The organism is Streptomyces sp. CB02261 (genome assembly GCF_001905665.1).
Classification (GTDB): Bacteria; Actinomycetota; Actinomycetes; order Streptomycetales; family Streptomycetaceae; genus Streptomyces.
Map to the genome: position 1 here is coordinate 362,794 of NZ_LIVX01000001.1, position 15,111 is coordinate 377,904.

Genomic DNA, 15,111 nt, shown 5'->3' on the forward strand with positions numbered 1-15,111 from the left:
CTATCGCGCCGCGACGGGCCGCCTGTCACCACTCCAGTGCGAAGGGCCTGCCCGTGGAGGCGAAGTGGCCGACGTTCACGCACTCGGTCGAAGCGATCCGCATCCGCTTGGCCAGCGGCTGGTGGACGTGGCCGAAGAGGGAGTAGCGGGGCCGGGTGCGCCGGATGGCGTCGAGCAGGGCGCGGCTGCCCCGCTCGAAGCGGCGGGCGACGGTGTCGTACGTCAGCTCCGGCACCTCCGGCGGGATGTGGGAGCAGAGGACGTCGACGTCGCCGAGGGCCTCGACCTTCGCCGCGTACTCCTCGTCGGAGATCTCGTACGGCGTGCGCATGGGGGTGCGCAGGCCGCCGCCGACGAAGCCGAACACCAGTCCGCCCAGTTCGATCCGCTCGCCGTCGAGGACGGCCGTCCCGGGCCGGGCGAAGTCGGGCCAGAGGCGGGGGATGTCCACGTTGCCGTAGGTGGCGTAGGTGGGGGTGGGGAAGGCGGCGAAGAGTTCGGCGTACTGACGGCGGACCGCGGCCTCGATCGCGGTGTCGCGGTCGACGTCGAGCTCGGCCCAGAGGCGACGGCCCAGGTCACGGGCCTCGTCGAAGCGGCGGGCGGTGCGGAGTTCCACGAGCCGGTCGGCGTTCTCGACGCCGAAGAGGTCGGGGAAGATGCCGCGGCTGTGGTCGGCGTAGTCGAGGAAGAGGACCAGGTCCCCCAGGCATATGAGGGCGTCGGCACCGTTCCCCGCCCGGGCGAGGTCGTCGGCGTTCCCGTGCACGTCACTGACCACATGGACTCGCATGGGCCCTACCTTAGGGGGTGCGACCTGCGGTTACTTCCAAGTCGGGAAACCTGTGGATTACTCTGCGCAGAGCACCGCCATACATGTGTGACGCACCGAACATCTGGCCGGGACCCCCTATCGGGAACCATGTACTGATGGGTAACGTCCGGGCAGTCCAGTCGTGCTCACCCCCACGGAGCACCCGCCAGTTTCTTGGACTTCACCGGTGCATCACACAGAGCCGTGGCGCCGGCGCCCGATGAGGAGCAGCAGTCTTGCGCGAGTTCAGCCTTCCGGCCCTGTACGAGGTCCCCGCGGACGGCAACCTGACGGATCTCATCCGCCGCAACGCCTCCCAGCACCCAGACGTCGCCGTGATGGGCCGCAAGGTCGGCGGGACGTGGACGGACGTGACCGCCACGGAGTTCCTCGCGGAGGTCCGCGGGGCCGCCAAGGGTCTGATCGCCGCCGGCGTGGAGCCGGGTGACCGGGTCGCGCTGCTGTCGCGCACGCGGTACGAGTGGGTGCTCCTCGACTTCGCCATCTGGAGCGCGGGCGGCGTGACCGTACCGGTGTACGAGACGAGCTCGCCGGAGCAGATCCAGTGGATCCTCGGCGACTCGGGCGCGACGCTGGTGCTGGTCGAGAGCGCGGCGCACCAGGCGTCGGTGGAGTCCGTACGGGCGCACCTCCCGGAGCTCAAGGGCGTGTGGCAGATCGAGGACGACGCGGTCGCGCGGCTCACGGCGACCGGCGCGGACGTCTCCGACGAGCTGCTCGACGAGCGCATGTCGGCGGCGAACGCGGACGACCCGGCGACGATCGTCTACACCTCGGGCACGACGGGCCGCCCCAAGGGCTGCGTCCTGACCCACCGGGCCTTCTTCGCCGAGTGCGGCAACGTGGTGGAGCGGCTGAAGCCCCTCTTCCGTACCGGTGAGTGCTCGGTGCTGCTGTTCCTGCCCGCCGCGCACGTCTTCGGTCGGCTCGTCGAGGTCGCGTCCGTGATGGCGCCGATCCGGCTGGGCTGCGTCCCGGACATCAAGAACCTCACCGACGAGCTTGCCTCGTTCCGGCCGACGCTGATCCTGGGCGTGCCCCGGGTGTTCGAGAAGGTCTACAACTCGGCTCGGGCGAAGGCGCAGGCCGACGGCAAGGGCAAGATCTTCGACAAGGCCGCGCACACGGCGATCGCGTACAGCCGGGCGATCGGCACCCCGCAGGGTCCGTCCTTCGGCCTGCGGCTGAAGCACAAGGTCTTCGACAAGCTGGTCTTCTCCAAGCTGCGGGCGGTGCTCGGCGGGCGCGGCGAGTACGCGATCTCGGGGGGCGCGCCGCTCGGTGAGCGGCTCGGCCACTTCTTCCGGGGCATCGGCTTCACGGTCCTGGAGGGCTACGGCCTGACGGAGTCGTGCGCGGCGACGGCGTTCAACCCCTGGGACCGGCAGAAGATCGGCACGGTCGGCCAGCCGCTGCCGGGTTCGGTGGTGCGGATCGCCGACGACGGCGAGGTGCTGCTGCACGGCGAGCACGTCTTCTCGCGGTACTGGAACAACGAGACGGCGACGGCCGAGGCGCTGGCCGACGGCTGGTTCCACACGGGTGACATCGGCACCCTCGACGAGGACGGCTATCTGGCGATCACCGGCCGGAAGAAGGAGATCCTGGTCACGGCGGGCGGCAAGAACGTCGCCCCCGCGGTCATCGAGGACCGGATCCGGGCGCACGCGCTGGTCGCGGAGTGCATGGTGGTCGGCGACGGGCGTCCGTTCGTGGGCGCGCTGGTCACGATCGACGAGGAGTTCCTCGGCCGCTGGGCCTCCGAGCACGGCAAGCCGGCGGGCTCGACGGCGGCGACCCTGCGCGACGACGCGGAGCTCGTGGCGGAGGTCCAGCGCGCGATCGACGACGGCAACGCGGCCGTCTCGAAGGCGGAGTCGGTCCGCAAGTTCCGTATCCTCCCCGCCCAGTTCACGGAGGAGGCGGGCCACATCACGCCGTCCCTGAAGCTGAAGCGGAACGTGGTGGCGAAGGACTTCGCGCACGAGATCGAGGCGATCTACACCGTCTGAGCCGACAGGCCGGACGTACGGAGGGGCCCGGGACGATCACCGTCCCGGGCCCCTCTCGGCGTGGCCTCTCAGAGCAGGGCGCGCAGCCGCTCGGCCAGCAGGTCCCAGCGCCACTTCTCCTCGACCCAGGCGCGGCCCCGCTCGCCCATGCGGGAGCGGAGCTCGGGGTCGAGCAGGAGGGTGGTGACGCGGTCGGCGGTGTCCTCGGCGGATTCGCCGCGGACGACCCAGCCGGTCTCGCCGTCGAGGACGGCGTCGGGGGCGCCGCCGGAGTCGCCGGCGACGACCGGGAGGCCGGTGGCGGAGGCCTCCAGGTAGACGATGCCGAGGCCCTCCACGTCGAGGCCGCCGCGCCGGGTGCGGCAGGGCATGGCGAAGACGTCGCCGGCCCCGTAGTGGGCCGGGAGTTCGGACCAGGGGACGGCGCCGGTGAAGCGCACGGACCCGGCGACACCGGTCTCGGCTGCCAGGCGGCGCAGGTCGCTCTCGTACGGGCCGCCGCCGACGATCAGGAGGACCGCGTCCGGGACCCGGCGGAGGATCCGCGGCATCGCCCGGATCAGGGTGTCCTGGCCCTTGCGCGGGACCAGCCGGGAGACGCAGACCACGACGGGGCGGTCGCTGAGACCGAGGCGGGCGCGGACCTCGTCGCCGCCCGAGCCGGGGTGGAAGGTCTTCTCGTCGACCCCGGGCGGAAGCTGGGTCATCCGGCCGGCGGCGGCGGGCGTGAGGGCCGCCGCGATCCGGGAGCGCGTGTACTCGCCGAGGTAGGTGATCGTGTCCGTGCCCTCGCCGATCCGCCGCAGCAACTGCCGGGAGCCGGGCAGCTGGGCCCAGCCCGCCTCGTGGCCGTGGGTGGTGGCGACGAGCCGCCGGGCGCCCGCGCGGCGCAGCGCGGGCGCCATCAGGCCGAGGGGGGCGGCGGCGCCGAACCACACGGACTCGCAGCCGTGCTCGCGGAGGAGCGCGGTGGCCCGGGCGGTGACCCGGGGGGTCGGCAGCAGCATGGTGGTGCGATCCCGCACGACCGTGAAAGGCTGTTCGGCGTCGAACGCGGCCGTCGCCTCGATCCCTTCGCGGCTGCGCTTCCAGGTGGAGGCGTAGACGACGATCCGGTCGGGATCCAGGCGGAGTGCCATGTTGTGCAGGAAGGCCTGGATTCCGCCGGGACGCGGCGGGAAGTCGTTGGTTACGATCAGGGTCTTGTGCATCGTGGCCGACAGTACCGCGAGCGCACCCACCGCCCAGCACCACCACTCCCCCGCGTGAGCGGGCCGACAGGACAAGGACGAGCCAGTGATGACGGGCGCAGTGGGAAAGTGGTCACGGTCACTCGCGGAGCTGCGGCTCCCGATCGGACTCTGGGCGCTGACCCGGATCATCCTGCTGGTGGTCGTCTTCAAGATCATCGTGATCCCCGGGCCGGACATCACGTCCGACATCGAGGACATCTACCAGGGCTGGTACGAGGTCCTGCGGACGGGCACGTATCCGCTGGACGACGTGACCTGGCAGTATCCGCCGGCCGCCGCGTTCGCGATCCTCGCCCCGGGGCTGCTGCCCTTCCTCGGCTACTCGGCCGCCTTCTTCGTCCTCGCCCTCCTCTGTGACGCGTTCGTCTTCGGGCTGCTCCTCCACACGGGCCGCCGGGCCGGGCGCTCGATGCGCGGCGCCTGGATCTGGATCGCGGGCGTCGCGCTGTTCGGCCCGACCACCTACGCCCGATACGACGTGATGGTGACGGCCGTCGCGGTGGCGGCGCTGCTCGCGGCGGGCCGCAGCCCGCGCGTCCTCGGCGCCCTCGCCGGGTTCGGCGCGGTCCTGAAGGTGTGGCCGGTGCTGCTGCTCGCGGGCACCCCGAAGGGGCGGGCGACCTTCCGCGCCTGGCCGACGGCGGTGGGCGCGGCGGCGGCCGTGCTGCTGCTCTGCATGGTGTGGATGCCGGGGGCGCTGGCCTTCCTCTCCTTCCAGCGCGACCGGGGCACGGAGGTCGAGTCGCTCGGCGCGATGGTCTTCCATGTGGCCCGGCACTTCGGCTGGGAGGGCGAGGCGCGGATGAACTACGGCTCGATCGAGTTCCTCGGCCCGTACGTCTCCACGGTGTCGACGGCCGCCATGGTGCTCACCTTCGTCGCCTTCGGCTGGCTGCTGCTGTGGCGGTTCAAGGCCCGCCGCTTCACCTCGTCGACGGTGGCGGACGCGGCCTTCGTCGCGGTGCTGCTGTTCACGACGACCAGCCGGGTGCTCTCCCCGCAGTACATGCTGTGGCTGGTCGGTCTGGCGGCCGTGTGCCTCGCGTACCGGGCGAGCCGGATGGAGAAGCCGGTGCATCTGATCGTGTGGGCGACGGCGGTGACGCAGTTCGAGTTCCCGGTGTGGTTCTCGCACGTGACGCGGAGCGATCCGCTGGGTGTGGCGGTGCTCTTCACGCGGAACGGTCTGCTCATCGCCGCGACCCTCATGGCCTGCCGGATCCTGTGGCGGCAGACGGTCACGGAACCCCGCGTCGCCGCGACCGCGACGATCCCCGCGCAGGCGGTCCAGCCGGAGCGCGAGAAGGCCCTGTCCGGCACGTTCTGACGGCCGGGCCCGGGCCTGATCGGCATCGCCCCGCTAGGCCGCGTCCTGGCCCAGCAGCTCGCGCAGATAGGCCTGCCAGTCGGCGGTGAAGTCCTCCGGGGTGGTGCCCAGCACCTCCTGGAGGGCCTTCTCGACCGCGCCCGCGCGGCCCGGGTGCGCCCCCACCGCCCGGTAGAAGGCCGTCAGCTTCTCCTCGCCCCAGCGGTCCGCGATCAGCTCGCAGGCCAGCCAGCCGCCCTCGTAGGCCCGGGCCAGGGCCTCCGCGTCGCCGCCGAAGCCGAATTCCGGGTCCTCGGGGAGCCCGGCGGGCAGCTCGCCCGCCCGGACCGCGCGGGCGAGCTCCGGCGCCGCCTGGACGGCGCTGCGGCCGGTGCCTCGGTAGGCGACCCAGTCGGCGAGGCCCTCGGAGAGCCAGATCGGGGTGGCCCTGGTGGTCTGGACCCGGGTGGCGACATGGGTGGCCTCGTGGGTGAGGACCAGCTGCCGGCCGAACGCGCCGAGCACCGCGTACGCCTCGGGGTTCACGATCACCCGGTCGGCGGGCGCCTGGGGGCCGCCGCCCGTCTCGCCGGTCGTGACGGCCGCGATGCCCCGATAGGAGGCGGCCGGTCCGCCGAGGAGCCGTCCCATCGCCTCGACCGACGCCGGTACGAGGACCACGACGCGGCCCGCCCAGGTCCCGTCCCAGGCGTCCCCGACCGCCGGCACGGCCCGGTCCGCCGCCGCCGCGATCTCCCGCAGCCGCTCGTCGCTCTGGCCGACGCCGAGGACGAGGCTGCGCCGGCCGGTCACCGCGTCGACGTCGCCCTGCTGCCACAGCTGCTGCGGGGAGCCCTCGGCGGCGCGGTCGCCGGTGACGTACCAGCGGCCGTCCCGCTCCGTGAGGTCCAGGATCCGTCCAGTGGTGACGGGCGCCGGGTCGTAGCCCTCGATCCGGTACCCCAGCTCGGCCTCGGCGGTGACCGTGTCCCCGCCGGTGCGGTCGACGTCGGTGACCCGGTAGCTCAGGCCGCCCAGCGGGACCTCCGCGAGCCGGTCGAACTGGGTGCGCGCCGCCGGGACGAGCGAGGGGTCGAGGGCCGCGAGGTAGCCGGCCTCGTCACGGTCGAGGAGCGCCCGCGCGTGCCGGTCGAGCAGGCTCTGGATCTCCCGGGGCGACGGGTCGGCCGGCGCGGGGGCGGTGCACCCGCCGACGGCGAGGAGGGCGGCCAGCAGACACCCGGTCGCGCCGCGCGCCGCTCCACCTCCCTGACCTGCCACGCCCCGATCGTACGGTCGGAACGGCCGGCCCCGCTCCCCGTACGGGGACGGGTCGCGGAGGCCCCTGGGTCAGACCCGGGTCACCGTCACGTGCGACATCATGTTCACCGGGTCGTAGCGGACCCGGGCACCCGGGTAGGGGGCGTGGATGACCTGGCCGCCGCCCGCGTAGATCCCGACGTGGCTGGCGTCGCCGCGGTACGTGACGAGGTCGCCCGGCTGCGCCTGCGAGAGCGGCACCTGACGCCCCGCGTACCGCTGCGCCGACGAGGTGCGCGGCAGGCTGATCCCGGCCTGCCGGTACGACCAGACCATCAGGCCCGAGCAGTCGAAGGCCGAGGGTCCGGTCGCTCCCCACACGTACGGCTTGCCGATCGCGCTGCGGGCGGCGATCACCGCGGCGGAGGCCCGCGAGGAGGCCGGACCGAGGTCGGCCATGGGCGGCACGGCCTCGGCGGGGCCGCCCTCGCGTCCGCCGGACCTGGAGGCCCGGTCGAAGTCGGCGCGCTCTTCGGCGGTGAGGCTCGCGAGCACCCGGCGGGCCTCGGCCAGCTTGCGCTCGACGGTGCGCTTGTGGCGGGCGACCTCGGCCCGGCTGCGGTCGAGCTCGACCAGGGCCGTACGCGCCTCGGACCGCTTCTGGTCCAGCCGGCGCTGCTCCCGCTGGAGTTCGGTGAGCGCGGCGCCCTGGCGGGCGGTGAGCCGGTCGAGGGCGGCGGCCCGGTCGAGGTAGTTGTCCGGGTCGGAGGAGAGCAGCAGGGCGAGGGCGGGGTCGATGCCGCCGGAGCGGTACTGGGCGCCGGCGACCGAGCCGAGCGCGCCCCGCATGTGGTTGATGCGCTCCTGACCGCGGGCGAGGCCGTCCCTGGCCCGGGAGACCGTCCGGCGCAGCGCGTCCGCCTTCTCGTCCGCCTTGTTGTAGCCCTCGGTGGCCCGCTCGGCCTCCTCGAAGAGGCGGTCGACCGTGGCGCGGGTGGCCTCGATCCCGGCTCCGGGGTCGGCGCTCGCGGGGACGGCCCCGAGGGACGCCGCCGCGGTGGCCGCGGCGGCGGTGAGGACGGTGACCCTGGCGGGTCGGCGGTGGGACGCCACGAATCGCGCTCCGTTCGGCTCGACGCAGACTGGCGCGGCAGACAGTAGCCGTTGATCAGTCCGCGTCCAACGAAGCCGATGGGCACACACAGTGACGCCCCGCCGGAGAACACAGGTCACCGGCGGGGCGTCAGGTCAGTGCGCGTCGCGGCGAACCACCCGTTCGGGCGGCATGCCGCGGGGTTTCGTCGTGGGTCAGCCGCCGACCCGGACACCGAACTGGAACGAACCCAGGGTGTTCATGGACTCGTAGCGGACGTAGGCACCCGGGTAGGGGGCGTGCAGGACCGTGTTGTTGCCCGCGTACAGACCCACGTGGGAGAGGCCGTTGAAGAAGACCAGGTCGCCCGGCTTGAGCTGGCTGCGGCCGATCTTCGTGCCGTCGTTCTGCTGGGTGTAGGTGGTGCGGGTGATCTGGACGTTGGCCTGGCCGTACGCCCACATGGTCAGACCGGAGCAGTCGTACGAGTTGGGGCCTTCCTGGCCCGAGGCGTACGGCTTGCCGACCTGGGTGCCGGCGGCGGCGAGCGCGGCGGCGCCGTAGGCCGACGCGGGCGCCTCGTTGCCGAGGTCGACGCGCTCGCCGGCGGCGCGGCTGGCGCGCTGCTCCTGCTGCTCCATCTTCTCGCGCTCGGCCGCGGTCAGGGTGTTGAGGAGCGCGCGGGCCTCGGCCAGCTTGCCCTGGAACTTCTTCTTCTTGGCGCCGAGGGTCTTGCGGACGTCCTCGAGGTCGGCCAGCTTCGAGGTGGCCTCGGCGCGCTGCTGGGCGAGCGTGCGCTGCTTGGCCTGGATCGAGGTGAGGACCTCGGCCTGCTGGGCGCTGACCTGGTCGATCGCGGACGCCTTGTCGAGGTAGGTGTCCGGGTCGGCGGAGAGGAAGAGCTGGAGGGCCGGGTCGATGCCACCGGAGCGGTACTGGGCGCTGGCGACCGAACCGATCTGGTCGCGCAGGGTGTTGAGCTCCTGCTGGCCGCGGGCCACCTTGTCCTGGAGCTGGCCGATCTCCTTCTGCAGCTTGCCCCGGCGCTCGTCGGCGAGGTTGTACTGCTCCGTGGCCTCCTCGGCCTCGTGGCGCAGGTCCTCGACCTTGGACTTGACCTCGTCGATCTTGGGCTTGGCGGGGGCCGCCTGGGCACCGGACTGTGCGGTGAGTGCGACGGCGGCGGCCGCGGTCACGGTGAGCACGGTCACGCGGGTGCGGCTCGGCTGCTTGGGTCGACGGTGGGACGCCACGAAGGCGAGCTCCTTCTTCCTCGAGCCGCCCAACCGGTCAGGGGCAGGCGGTTCCTCCGCTGCCATCCCGGATGGATGATCAACCGCGCGAAGGTTCGAAGGCCGACCCTAGTGACCAAGTTGTGATCAGTTCAAATCCCGCTGGCAAAATTATCGCTCAGGCACCACTTTATTTACACGCATCGCACGGGCAGTGATGACCACTTGACGGTCCGCCATCCAGAATTCGGGCAAAAGACCCACGAGTTGCGATGCTTCACGAGAGCCGCGAAAGCCGCTTCAGCAACAAGGCGGACGCGACCGGCCGGGCCCCCGCCTTCGCCACCCCGTCGGCCACCTCGCGGTCCGTGGAGACCACCACGACCGGCCGGCCCGGCGGCTCCGCCCGCACCAGCTGCCGGATCAACTCGTCGGCCGTGACACCGGGCTTGGAGAACAGCACCCGCACTCCGCGCGGCGGCGCGAGCAGCACCGGGGCCGCCAGCTCCGCCCCGTCGAAGACACAGGTGACCTCGGCGCCCGAGCGGGCCGCGAGGGCCGAGAGGGAGCCGAGCAGCCGCAACCGCTGCTTCTCCAGCGGCATCGTCGGATAGCCGGTCTTGGTGACGTTGTAGCCGTCCACCACCAGGTGGGCCTGCGGCAGCGCCAGGAGCTGGTCGAGGAGCGCCGGATCGGTCTCGGAGAGCGCCCGCGCCGCGATGTCCTTCGGGGACATCCGTCCCGGCTCCACCGCGTCCACCGTGTCCGCGGGATGCGTCGAGACGGGCGGCAGCGCGAGTTCGCGGCGCAACCCCTGGGCGGCGTCGAGGACGGTGTCGAGCAGCAGCCGCAGCCGCATGTCCTCCACCGAGCGCCCCTCACGGGCGGACCTGCGGCTGGCCTCCAGGGCCGCCTCGACCTCGCCGAGCCGGGCCTTGAGCCGTCGGCTCTCGCTCTCGGCCGAGGAGACCTGGGCGGCCGACTCCGCCCGCGCGCTCTCGATCTCGCCCTGCACGCGGCGCAGCGCGGCCTCGCCGCGCTTCACGTCGCTCTGGGCGCTGCGCAGCTTGCGGTGAAGCGATTCCGCTTCCTTCCTGGCCGCCTCCAGGTCGCGCCGCAGCTGCTCGGTCTCCTCCCGGGAGCGGTCGCGGGCGGCGGCGAGTTCCTCACGCAGCCGCTCCAGCTCGCGCCGGCCCGCCTCGTCGGCCCGCTCGGCGTCGGCGCGCAGGGCCTCCTCGCCCGCGGCGGCCACGAGTTTGACCCAGCCGGGCGGGCGCAGCACATAGGCGGCCGCGGCCACGTCGACGGGGTCGGCGGCGGCCGGCGGGGTGCCGGTCTCGACGGCGCCCGCAAGCTCGGGCTGGCCCTGCTTGAACCGTTCGCCGATCCGCTGCCGGAACAGCGGGTCGCTCTCCAGGGCGGCCGCCATCGCGTTGCCGGCGAACTTGGCCCGCCGGCTCGCGGTGAAGCGGGCGTACTGCCTCAGGGGTGCGGGCAGCTCCGCGACGGTCAGCCCGCCGAAGGCGTCCGCGACCAGCGCGACGACCCGCCGCCGTACGCCTTCCGGCAGTGGGTGGTCGAGCGTCTCGGCAGCGTCACCTGCCGCGCCGGCCGGCTCACCACCGTGCGCGGGCTGCTCCACGATCCGTCACCCCTATGTCGTCCGCGCCGTCCCTCAGGAGGCGGCGCCCGGCCTGTCCACCAGTTCGATCTGGTCCACCGCGTTGCACCAGCGACAGCGGACCGACTCGATGGTCTCACTGACCACCTGCCGCTCCTCGACCGTCGGCTCTCCCGCGAGGTCCAGATGGACGTATTCGACGACCTTGGAGGAGCGGGTCACGTCGAAGCGGGTCAGATTGCCGCAGAGCGTGCAGCGCCAGCGGGTCTCGGCGGTCGGCAGGGGAACCGTCGTCATCGTGCCGTCCTTCTTCCTGTTGCGGGTTACCAGGTGCGGGAGCCGCGGTGCGCCGTCGAACTGCGGTTGTACTGCCCGTAACCCTACGGCCTCACGGGTCGGCGGAGGCACGGCGAGGCACTCTGTCCAGGAGGGCCCGGGTACGCCATGATCTGTCCATGATCGATCGGCGAGGAGCGCTCCTCGGTGTCTGGCGCGGCGCCCGCGGCGGACCCACGGTGACGTACGGGCTGATCGCCGCCTGCTGCCTCCTCTTCGTGATCAGTCCGGTGTCCGGATTCAACCCGGGGTTCGGCACGGGGGACGAGCTCCTCGCGGCGCAGGGCACGTACTTCCGCCGCTGGGGGGTCGTCCCCACCGAGCTGATGAGCGGCGAGCCACGGGCCCTGCTCACCCCGCTGACCGCGCTCTTCGTCCACGGCAGCTGGCTCCACCTGCTGGGGAACATGCTCTTCCTCTACGTCTTCGGGGCGATGACCGAGGAACGCATGGGCAGGTTCGCGTTCGCCCTCTTCTACCTGGGCACGGGCTACCTCGCGCTCCTCGGGTACGCGGCGGCGCACGCGCACAGCGAGCAGACGCTCGTCGGGGCGTCGGGGGCGATCTCCGGGGTGCTGGGGGCCTTCCTCTTCCTCTTCCCGCGCGCCCGGGTCACCAGCCTCTTCCCCTTCCTCTTCTTCCTTCCGCTGCGCTTTCCCGCCTGGATCGTGCTGATCTTCTGGTTCGTGCTCCAGTGGCTGGCCGCGCGGGCGGCGGGCGCCGGACCCGGCGTCGCCTATCTGGCCCATGTGGTGGGCTTCTCGGTCGGCTTCCTCTACGCCTGGGGGCGCTACCGGGGTGGGGATAGAGTGAAAGCCCAAGCCGCGGCGACCGAGGGAGAAAGCCAGCCGTGATCACCGCGATCGTGCTCATCAAGACCAGCGTGGACCGCATCCCCGAGATCGCCGAGTCGATCGCCGCGCTCGACAGCGTCAGCGAGGTCTTCTCGGTGACCGGTACGTACGACCTGATCGCCATGGTCCGGGTGCCGCGCCACGACGACCTGGCGGACGTGATCCCCGGCAGCATCAGCAAGATCCCGGGCGTCGAGGCCACGGACACCCACGTCGCCTTCCGTACGTACTCCCAGCACGACCTGGAGGCGGCCTTCGCCATCGGTCTGGAGTCCTGAGACCCGGGCCACCCGCGGCACCGCAGCACTGAAGGGGGCCTCCCGACCGGGAGGCCCCCTTCACCCGTACGAGTGAGTGCTCAGCCGCGGTCGGGGACGCAGCGGCCGTCCTCGGTGCGGTACTTCCACTGCGCGCCGTCGCGGACGAGCTCCTTCACGGCGCCGACGAACCGCTCCACGTGCTCGTCGGGCGTACCGGCGCCGAAGCTCACCCGGATGGCGTTGAGGGACCGCTCGCCGGGAGCGGCCTCGGGGGCGCCGCACTCCCCCTGGGTCTGCGGGTCGCTGCCGAGCAGCGTGCGGACCAGCGGGTGGGCGCAGAAGAGTCCGTCGCGGACGCCGATGCCGTACTCGGCGGAGAGCGCGGCGGCGAAGTGGGAGCTGTTCCAGCCCTCCACGACGAAGGAGATGACGCCGACCCGGGGCGCGTCGTCGCCGAACAGCGACAGCACCTTGACCTCGGGGACCTCGGCGAGGCCCTCGCGGACCGTGGCGATCAGGTGCCGCTCGCGGGCGACGAGGGCGTCGAAGCCGGCCTCGGTGAGCGCCTTGCAGGCGGAGGCGATGGAGTACACGCCGATGACGTTCGGGGAGCCGGCCTCGTGCCGGGCCGCGGTGGTGTGCCATTCCACGTCCACGCCGCCGTCCGCGCGGCGCGCCACCGTGCGGGAGGCGCCGCCGCCCGCGAGGTAGGGCTCGGCGTCCTGGAGCCAGTCGGCGCGGCCGGCGAGGACGCCCGAGCCGAAGGGCGCGTACAGCTTGTGCCCGGAGAAGGCGATCCAGTCGACGTCGAGGTCCTGGACGGAGACCGGGTGGTGGGGCGCGAGCTGGGCGGCGTCGAGCACGATCCGGGCGCCGTGCGCGTGGGCGGCGGCGGCGAGTTCCTTCACCGGCCACAGCTCGCCGGTGACGTTGGAGGCGCCGGTGACGCAGACCAGGGCGGGGCCGTGGGGCTCCCGGTCGGCGAGGGCGCGCTCCAGGGTGGCGACGGCCTGCTGCGGGGTGCGCGGGGCGTTGAGGTAGGTGACCCGGGCGTCCTGCCACGGCAGCAGCGAGGCGTGGTGCTCGGTCTCGAAGACGAAGACCTGGCAGTCGGCGGGGAGCGCGGCGGCGAGCAGGTTGAGCGAGTCGGTGGTGGAGCGGGTGAAGACGACCTGGTCGGCGGGGCGGCAGTCGAGGAACTCGGCGACGGTGGCGCGGCTGTTCTCGAAGAGGTCGGTGGAGAGCTGGGAGAGGTAGCCGGCGCCACGGTGGACGGAGCCGTAGTACGGGGCGTACGCGGCGACGTCGTCCCACACCCGCTGGAGTGCCGGGGCGCTGGCCGCGTAGTCGAGCGCCGCGTAGGTCACCTCGCCGCCGGTGACGAGCGGGACCGTGACGTCCCGGCCGAGGACGGGCAGCGGGGCGGCGCAGCAGGGGTCGGCGGACTCGACGGCGGCGGTGTCGACGGCGGCATGGGTGTGTGCGGACATGGCGGTATCTCCCGGCGGGCGGTGCGGAATGGCTTCGGTGATCCCGTACGCGGCCGGAGACGGCGGGGTACGGGTGATGCCCCGGAGACGGAGGGGGGCGTACGCAGGTGTCCGGGTACGCGGAAGTGACCCTGTTCCGAGGGTGAAGAAGGGGCGGATTCGCCCTATCGCATTCGCTTGCTCACGGAAAAAGCTCCTCGAGAGACCAGGACCCCTGGTGTTCGAGGGGTCCGCGCTTGCCGTAGACCTCGCTGCCTACGGCCTGGTCATCACCCGGGGCACCCCGCCACGGACGGAGGGTTGCCGGACAGCAAGCCGGGGCCAAAACGCTGTCACTCGTGACCTGTAGAGCATCCTGCCACATGATCGCCGAAGCGCAAGACCCCGGTCCGGATGCTGGACCGGGGTCGTACGACACGGGGTCACGCGTTGCTGACGGCGATCCAGCGCTCCAGGACCCGCCGGGCCGCACCGGAGTCGATCGCCTCGGCGGCCTTCGCGATGCCGGCGCGGATCTGCTCCGCCAGGGTGCCCTCCCCCGGCGTGAGCGCGACCAGCGCCGCCGCCGAGTTGAGCAGCACCGCGTCCCGTACCGGGCCGGTCTCCCCCGCGAGCAGCCGGCGGGCGACGTCCGCGTTGTACGAGGCGTCCGCGCCGCGCAGGGCCTCCACGGGTACGAGGTCGATGCCGACGTCCCGCGGGTCGAAGGCCTCCTCGCGGACCGTGCCGTCGCGGACCACCCAGACCCGCGAGGTGGCGGTGGTGGTCAGCTCGTCGAGCCCGTCGTCGCCGCGGAAGACGAGCGCGGAGGAACCGCGCTCGGCGAGCACCCCGGCCATGATCGGCGCCATGCGGGCGTCGGCGACACCGGTGGCCTGGGCCCGCACCCGGGCGGGGTTGGTGAGCGGACCGAGGAAGTTGAAGGTGGTCCGGATACCGAGTTCCTTGCGGGCCGCGGCGACATGACGCAGCGCCGGGTGGAACTTCACCGCGAAGCAGAAGGTGATCCCGGCCTCCTCCGCCACCTCGGCGACCCGCTGCGGGGTCAGCTCCAGGTTGACGCCGAGCTTCTCCAGGACGTCGGAGGCGCCGGAGGCGGAGGAGGCGGCCCGGTTGCCGTGCTTGACGACCTTGGCGCCCGTGCCGGCCACGACGATCGCGGACATGGTGGAGATGTTGACCGTCTTGGCGCCGTCGCCGCCGGTGCCGACGATGTCGACGGAGGGGCCGGGCACCTCGATCGTGTTGGCGTGCTCGTACATGGTGCGGACGAGGCCGGAGATCTCCTCGACGGTCTCGCCCTTGGCGCGCAGGGCGACCGCGAAGCCGGCGATCTGGGCGTCGGTGGCCTCGCCGCGCAGGATCCGGTCCATCGCCCAGGCGGTGTCCTCGGCGCTCTGGTCGCGGCCGGTCAGCAGACCGTCCAGGACGACGGGCCAGGAGCGGCCCGCCGACGTAGGTCCTCCAGCGGGGGTCACAGCGCTCATGGCAGCTCCTGGTCGTCACGTGACGGGTACGAGGCCACCCTATCGATCCCCGGGGACGGCAAAGAGCCCCGT

13 protein-coding genes and 1 riboswitch are annotated in these 15,111 nt (G+C 72.6%); of the genes, 4 read left to right on the forward strand and 9 right to left on the reverse strand.

Annotated elements, in window-relative coordinates; all coding sequences use genetic code 11:
• Positions 1–25: 25 nt before the first annotated feature.
• Entirely contained in the window at positions 26–793 is a 768-nt protein-coding gene (locus AMK29_RS01635) for a metallophosphoesterase family protein (protein ID WP_073806791.1), read from the reverse strand.
• Positions 794–1,050: 257 nt separating this feature from the next.
• Here AMK29_RS01635 and AMK29_RS01640 point away from each other — a divergent pair, with 257 nt between their 5' ends.
• Positions 1,051–2,847 carry an AMP-dependent synthetase/ligase gene (locus tag AMK29_RS01640; RefSeq protein WP_073806792.1) on the forward strand — a complete coding sequence of 599 codons (1,797 nt, stop codon included), beginning with the start codon at positions 1,051–1,053 and terminating at the stop codon, positions 2,845–2,847.
• A 68-nt stretch (positions 2,848–2,915) separates the two neighbouring features.
• Here the strand turns inward: AMK29_RS01640 and AMK29_RS01645 are convergent, their stop codons facing one another.
• Positions 2,916–4,058 (reverse strand): glycosyltransferase family 4 protein, encoded by a 1,143-nt coding sequence (locus tag AMK29_RS01645; RefSeq protein ID WP_073808167.1) that lies wholly within the window; start codon positions 4,056–4,058, stop codon positions 2,916–2,918.
• 88 nt (positions 4,059–4,146) lie between these two features.
• Here AMK29_RS01645 and AMK29_RS01650 point away from each other — a divergent pair, with 88 nt between their 5' ends.
• Positions 4,147–5,427 (forward strand): glycosyltransferase family 87 protein, encoded by a 1,281-nt coding sequence (locus AMK29_RS01650; protein ID WP_073806793.1) that lies wholly within the window; start codon positions 4,147–4,149, stop codon positions 5,425–5,427.
• A 33-nt stretch (positions 5,428–5,460) separates the two neighbouring features.
• On the opposite strand, the gene AMK29_RS01655 is transcribed toward AMK29_RS01650, so the two are convergent.
• The 5 genes from AMK29_RS01655 to AMK29_RS01675 all read right to left on the reverse strand — a co-directional run bounded on the left by AMK29_RS01655 (position 5,461) and on the right by AMK29_RS01675 (position 10,909).
• Positions 5,461–6,687: a hypothetical protein gene (locus AMK29_RS01655; protein ID WP_073806794.1), complete on the reverse strand. Its 1,227-nt coding sequence runs from the start codon at positions 6,685–6,687 to the stop codon at positions 5,461–5,463.
• A gap of 69 nt (positions 6,688–6,756) precedes the next feature.
• On the reverse strand, positions 6,757–7,779 hold the full coding sequence (locus tag AMK29_RS01660; RefSeq protein WP_073806795.1) for a C40 family peptidase: 1,023 nt from the start codon (positions 7,777–7,779) through the stop codon (positions 6,757–6,759).
• A gap of 195 nt (positions 7,780–7,974) precedes the next feature.
• Positions 7,975–9,012, reverse strand: a complete 1,038-nt coding sequence (locus AMK29_RS01665) for a C40 family peptidase (RefSeq protein WP_073808170.1) — start codon at positions 9,010–9,012, stop codon at positions 7,975–7,977.
• Positions 9,013–9,268: 256 nt separating this feature from the next.
• Positions 9,269–10,633: an NYN domain-containing protein gene (locus AMK29_RS01670; protein ID WP_073806796.1), complete on the reverse strand. Its 1,365-nt coding sequence runs from the start codon at positions 10,631–10,633 to the stop codon at positions 9,269–9,271.
• Between the two features lie 33 nt (positions 10,634–10,666).
• Positions 10,667–10,909: a hypothetical protein gene (locus AMK29_RS01675; RefSeq protein ID WP_015033005.1), complete on the reverse strand. Its 243-nt coding sequence runs from the start codon at positions 10,907–10,909 to the stop codon at positions 10,667–10,669.
• A 158-nt stretch (positions 10,910–11,067) separates the two neighbouring features.
• Between AMK29_RS01675 and AMK29_RS01680 the strand changes: the two genes are divergently transcribed.
• Together AMK29_RS01680 and AMK29_RS01685 are read left to right on the forward strand one after the other, a co-directional pair.
• The gene (locus AMK29_RS01680) at positions 11,068–11,802 is read left to right on the forward strand and encodes a rhomboid family intramembrane serine protease (RefSeq protein ID WP_073806797.1); all 735 of its coding nucleotides are present in this window, start codon (positions 11,068–11,070) and stop codon (positions 11,800–11,802) included.
• Positions 11,799–12,080: an Lrp/AsnC family transcriptional regulator gene (locus AMK29_RS01685; RefSeq protein WP_030205672.1), complete on the forward strand. Its 282-nt coding sequence runs from the start codon at positions 11,799–11,801 to the stop codon at positions 12,078–12,080. The genes AMK29_RS01680 and AMK29_RS01685 overlap by 4 nt, the downstream gene beginning before the upstream one ends.
• Positions 12,081–12,160: 80 nt before the next feature.
• Here the strand turns inward: AMK29_RS01685 and AMK29_RS01690 are convergent, their stop codons facing one another.
• Both AMK29_RS01690 and trpD read right to left on the reverse strand, forming a co-directional pair.
• Positions 12,161–13,552 (reverse strand): aminotransferase class V-fold PLP-dependent enzyme, encoded by a 1,392-nt coding sequence (locus AMK29_RS01690; protein ID WP_073806798.1) that lies wholly within the window; start codon positions 13,550–13,552, stop codon positions 12,161–12,163.
• A gap of 227 nt (positions 13,553–13,779) precedes the next feature.
• Positions 13,780–13,896, reverse strand: a riboswitch (SAM riboswitch).
• Between the two features lie 78 nt (positions 13,897–13,974).
• Positions 13,975–15,039: an anthranilate phosphoribosyltransferase gene (gene trpD, locus AMK29_RS01695; RefSeq protein ID WP_073806799.1), complete on the reverse strand. Its 1,065-nt coding sequence runs from the start codon at positions 15,037–15,039 to the stop codon at positions 13,975–13,977.
• Between the last annotated feature and the right edge of the window lie 72 nt (positions 15,040–15,111).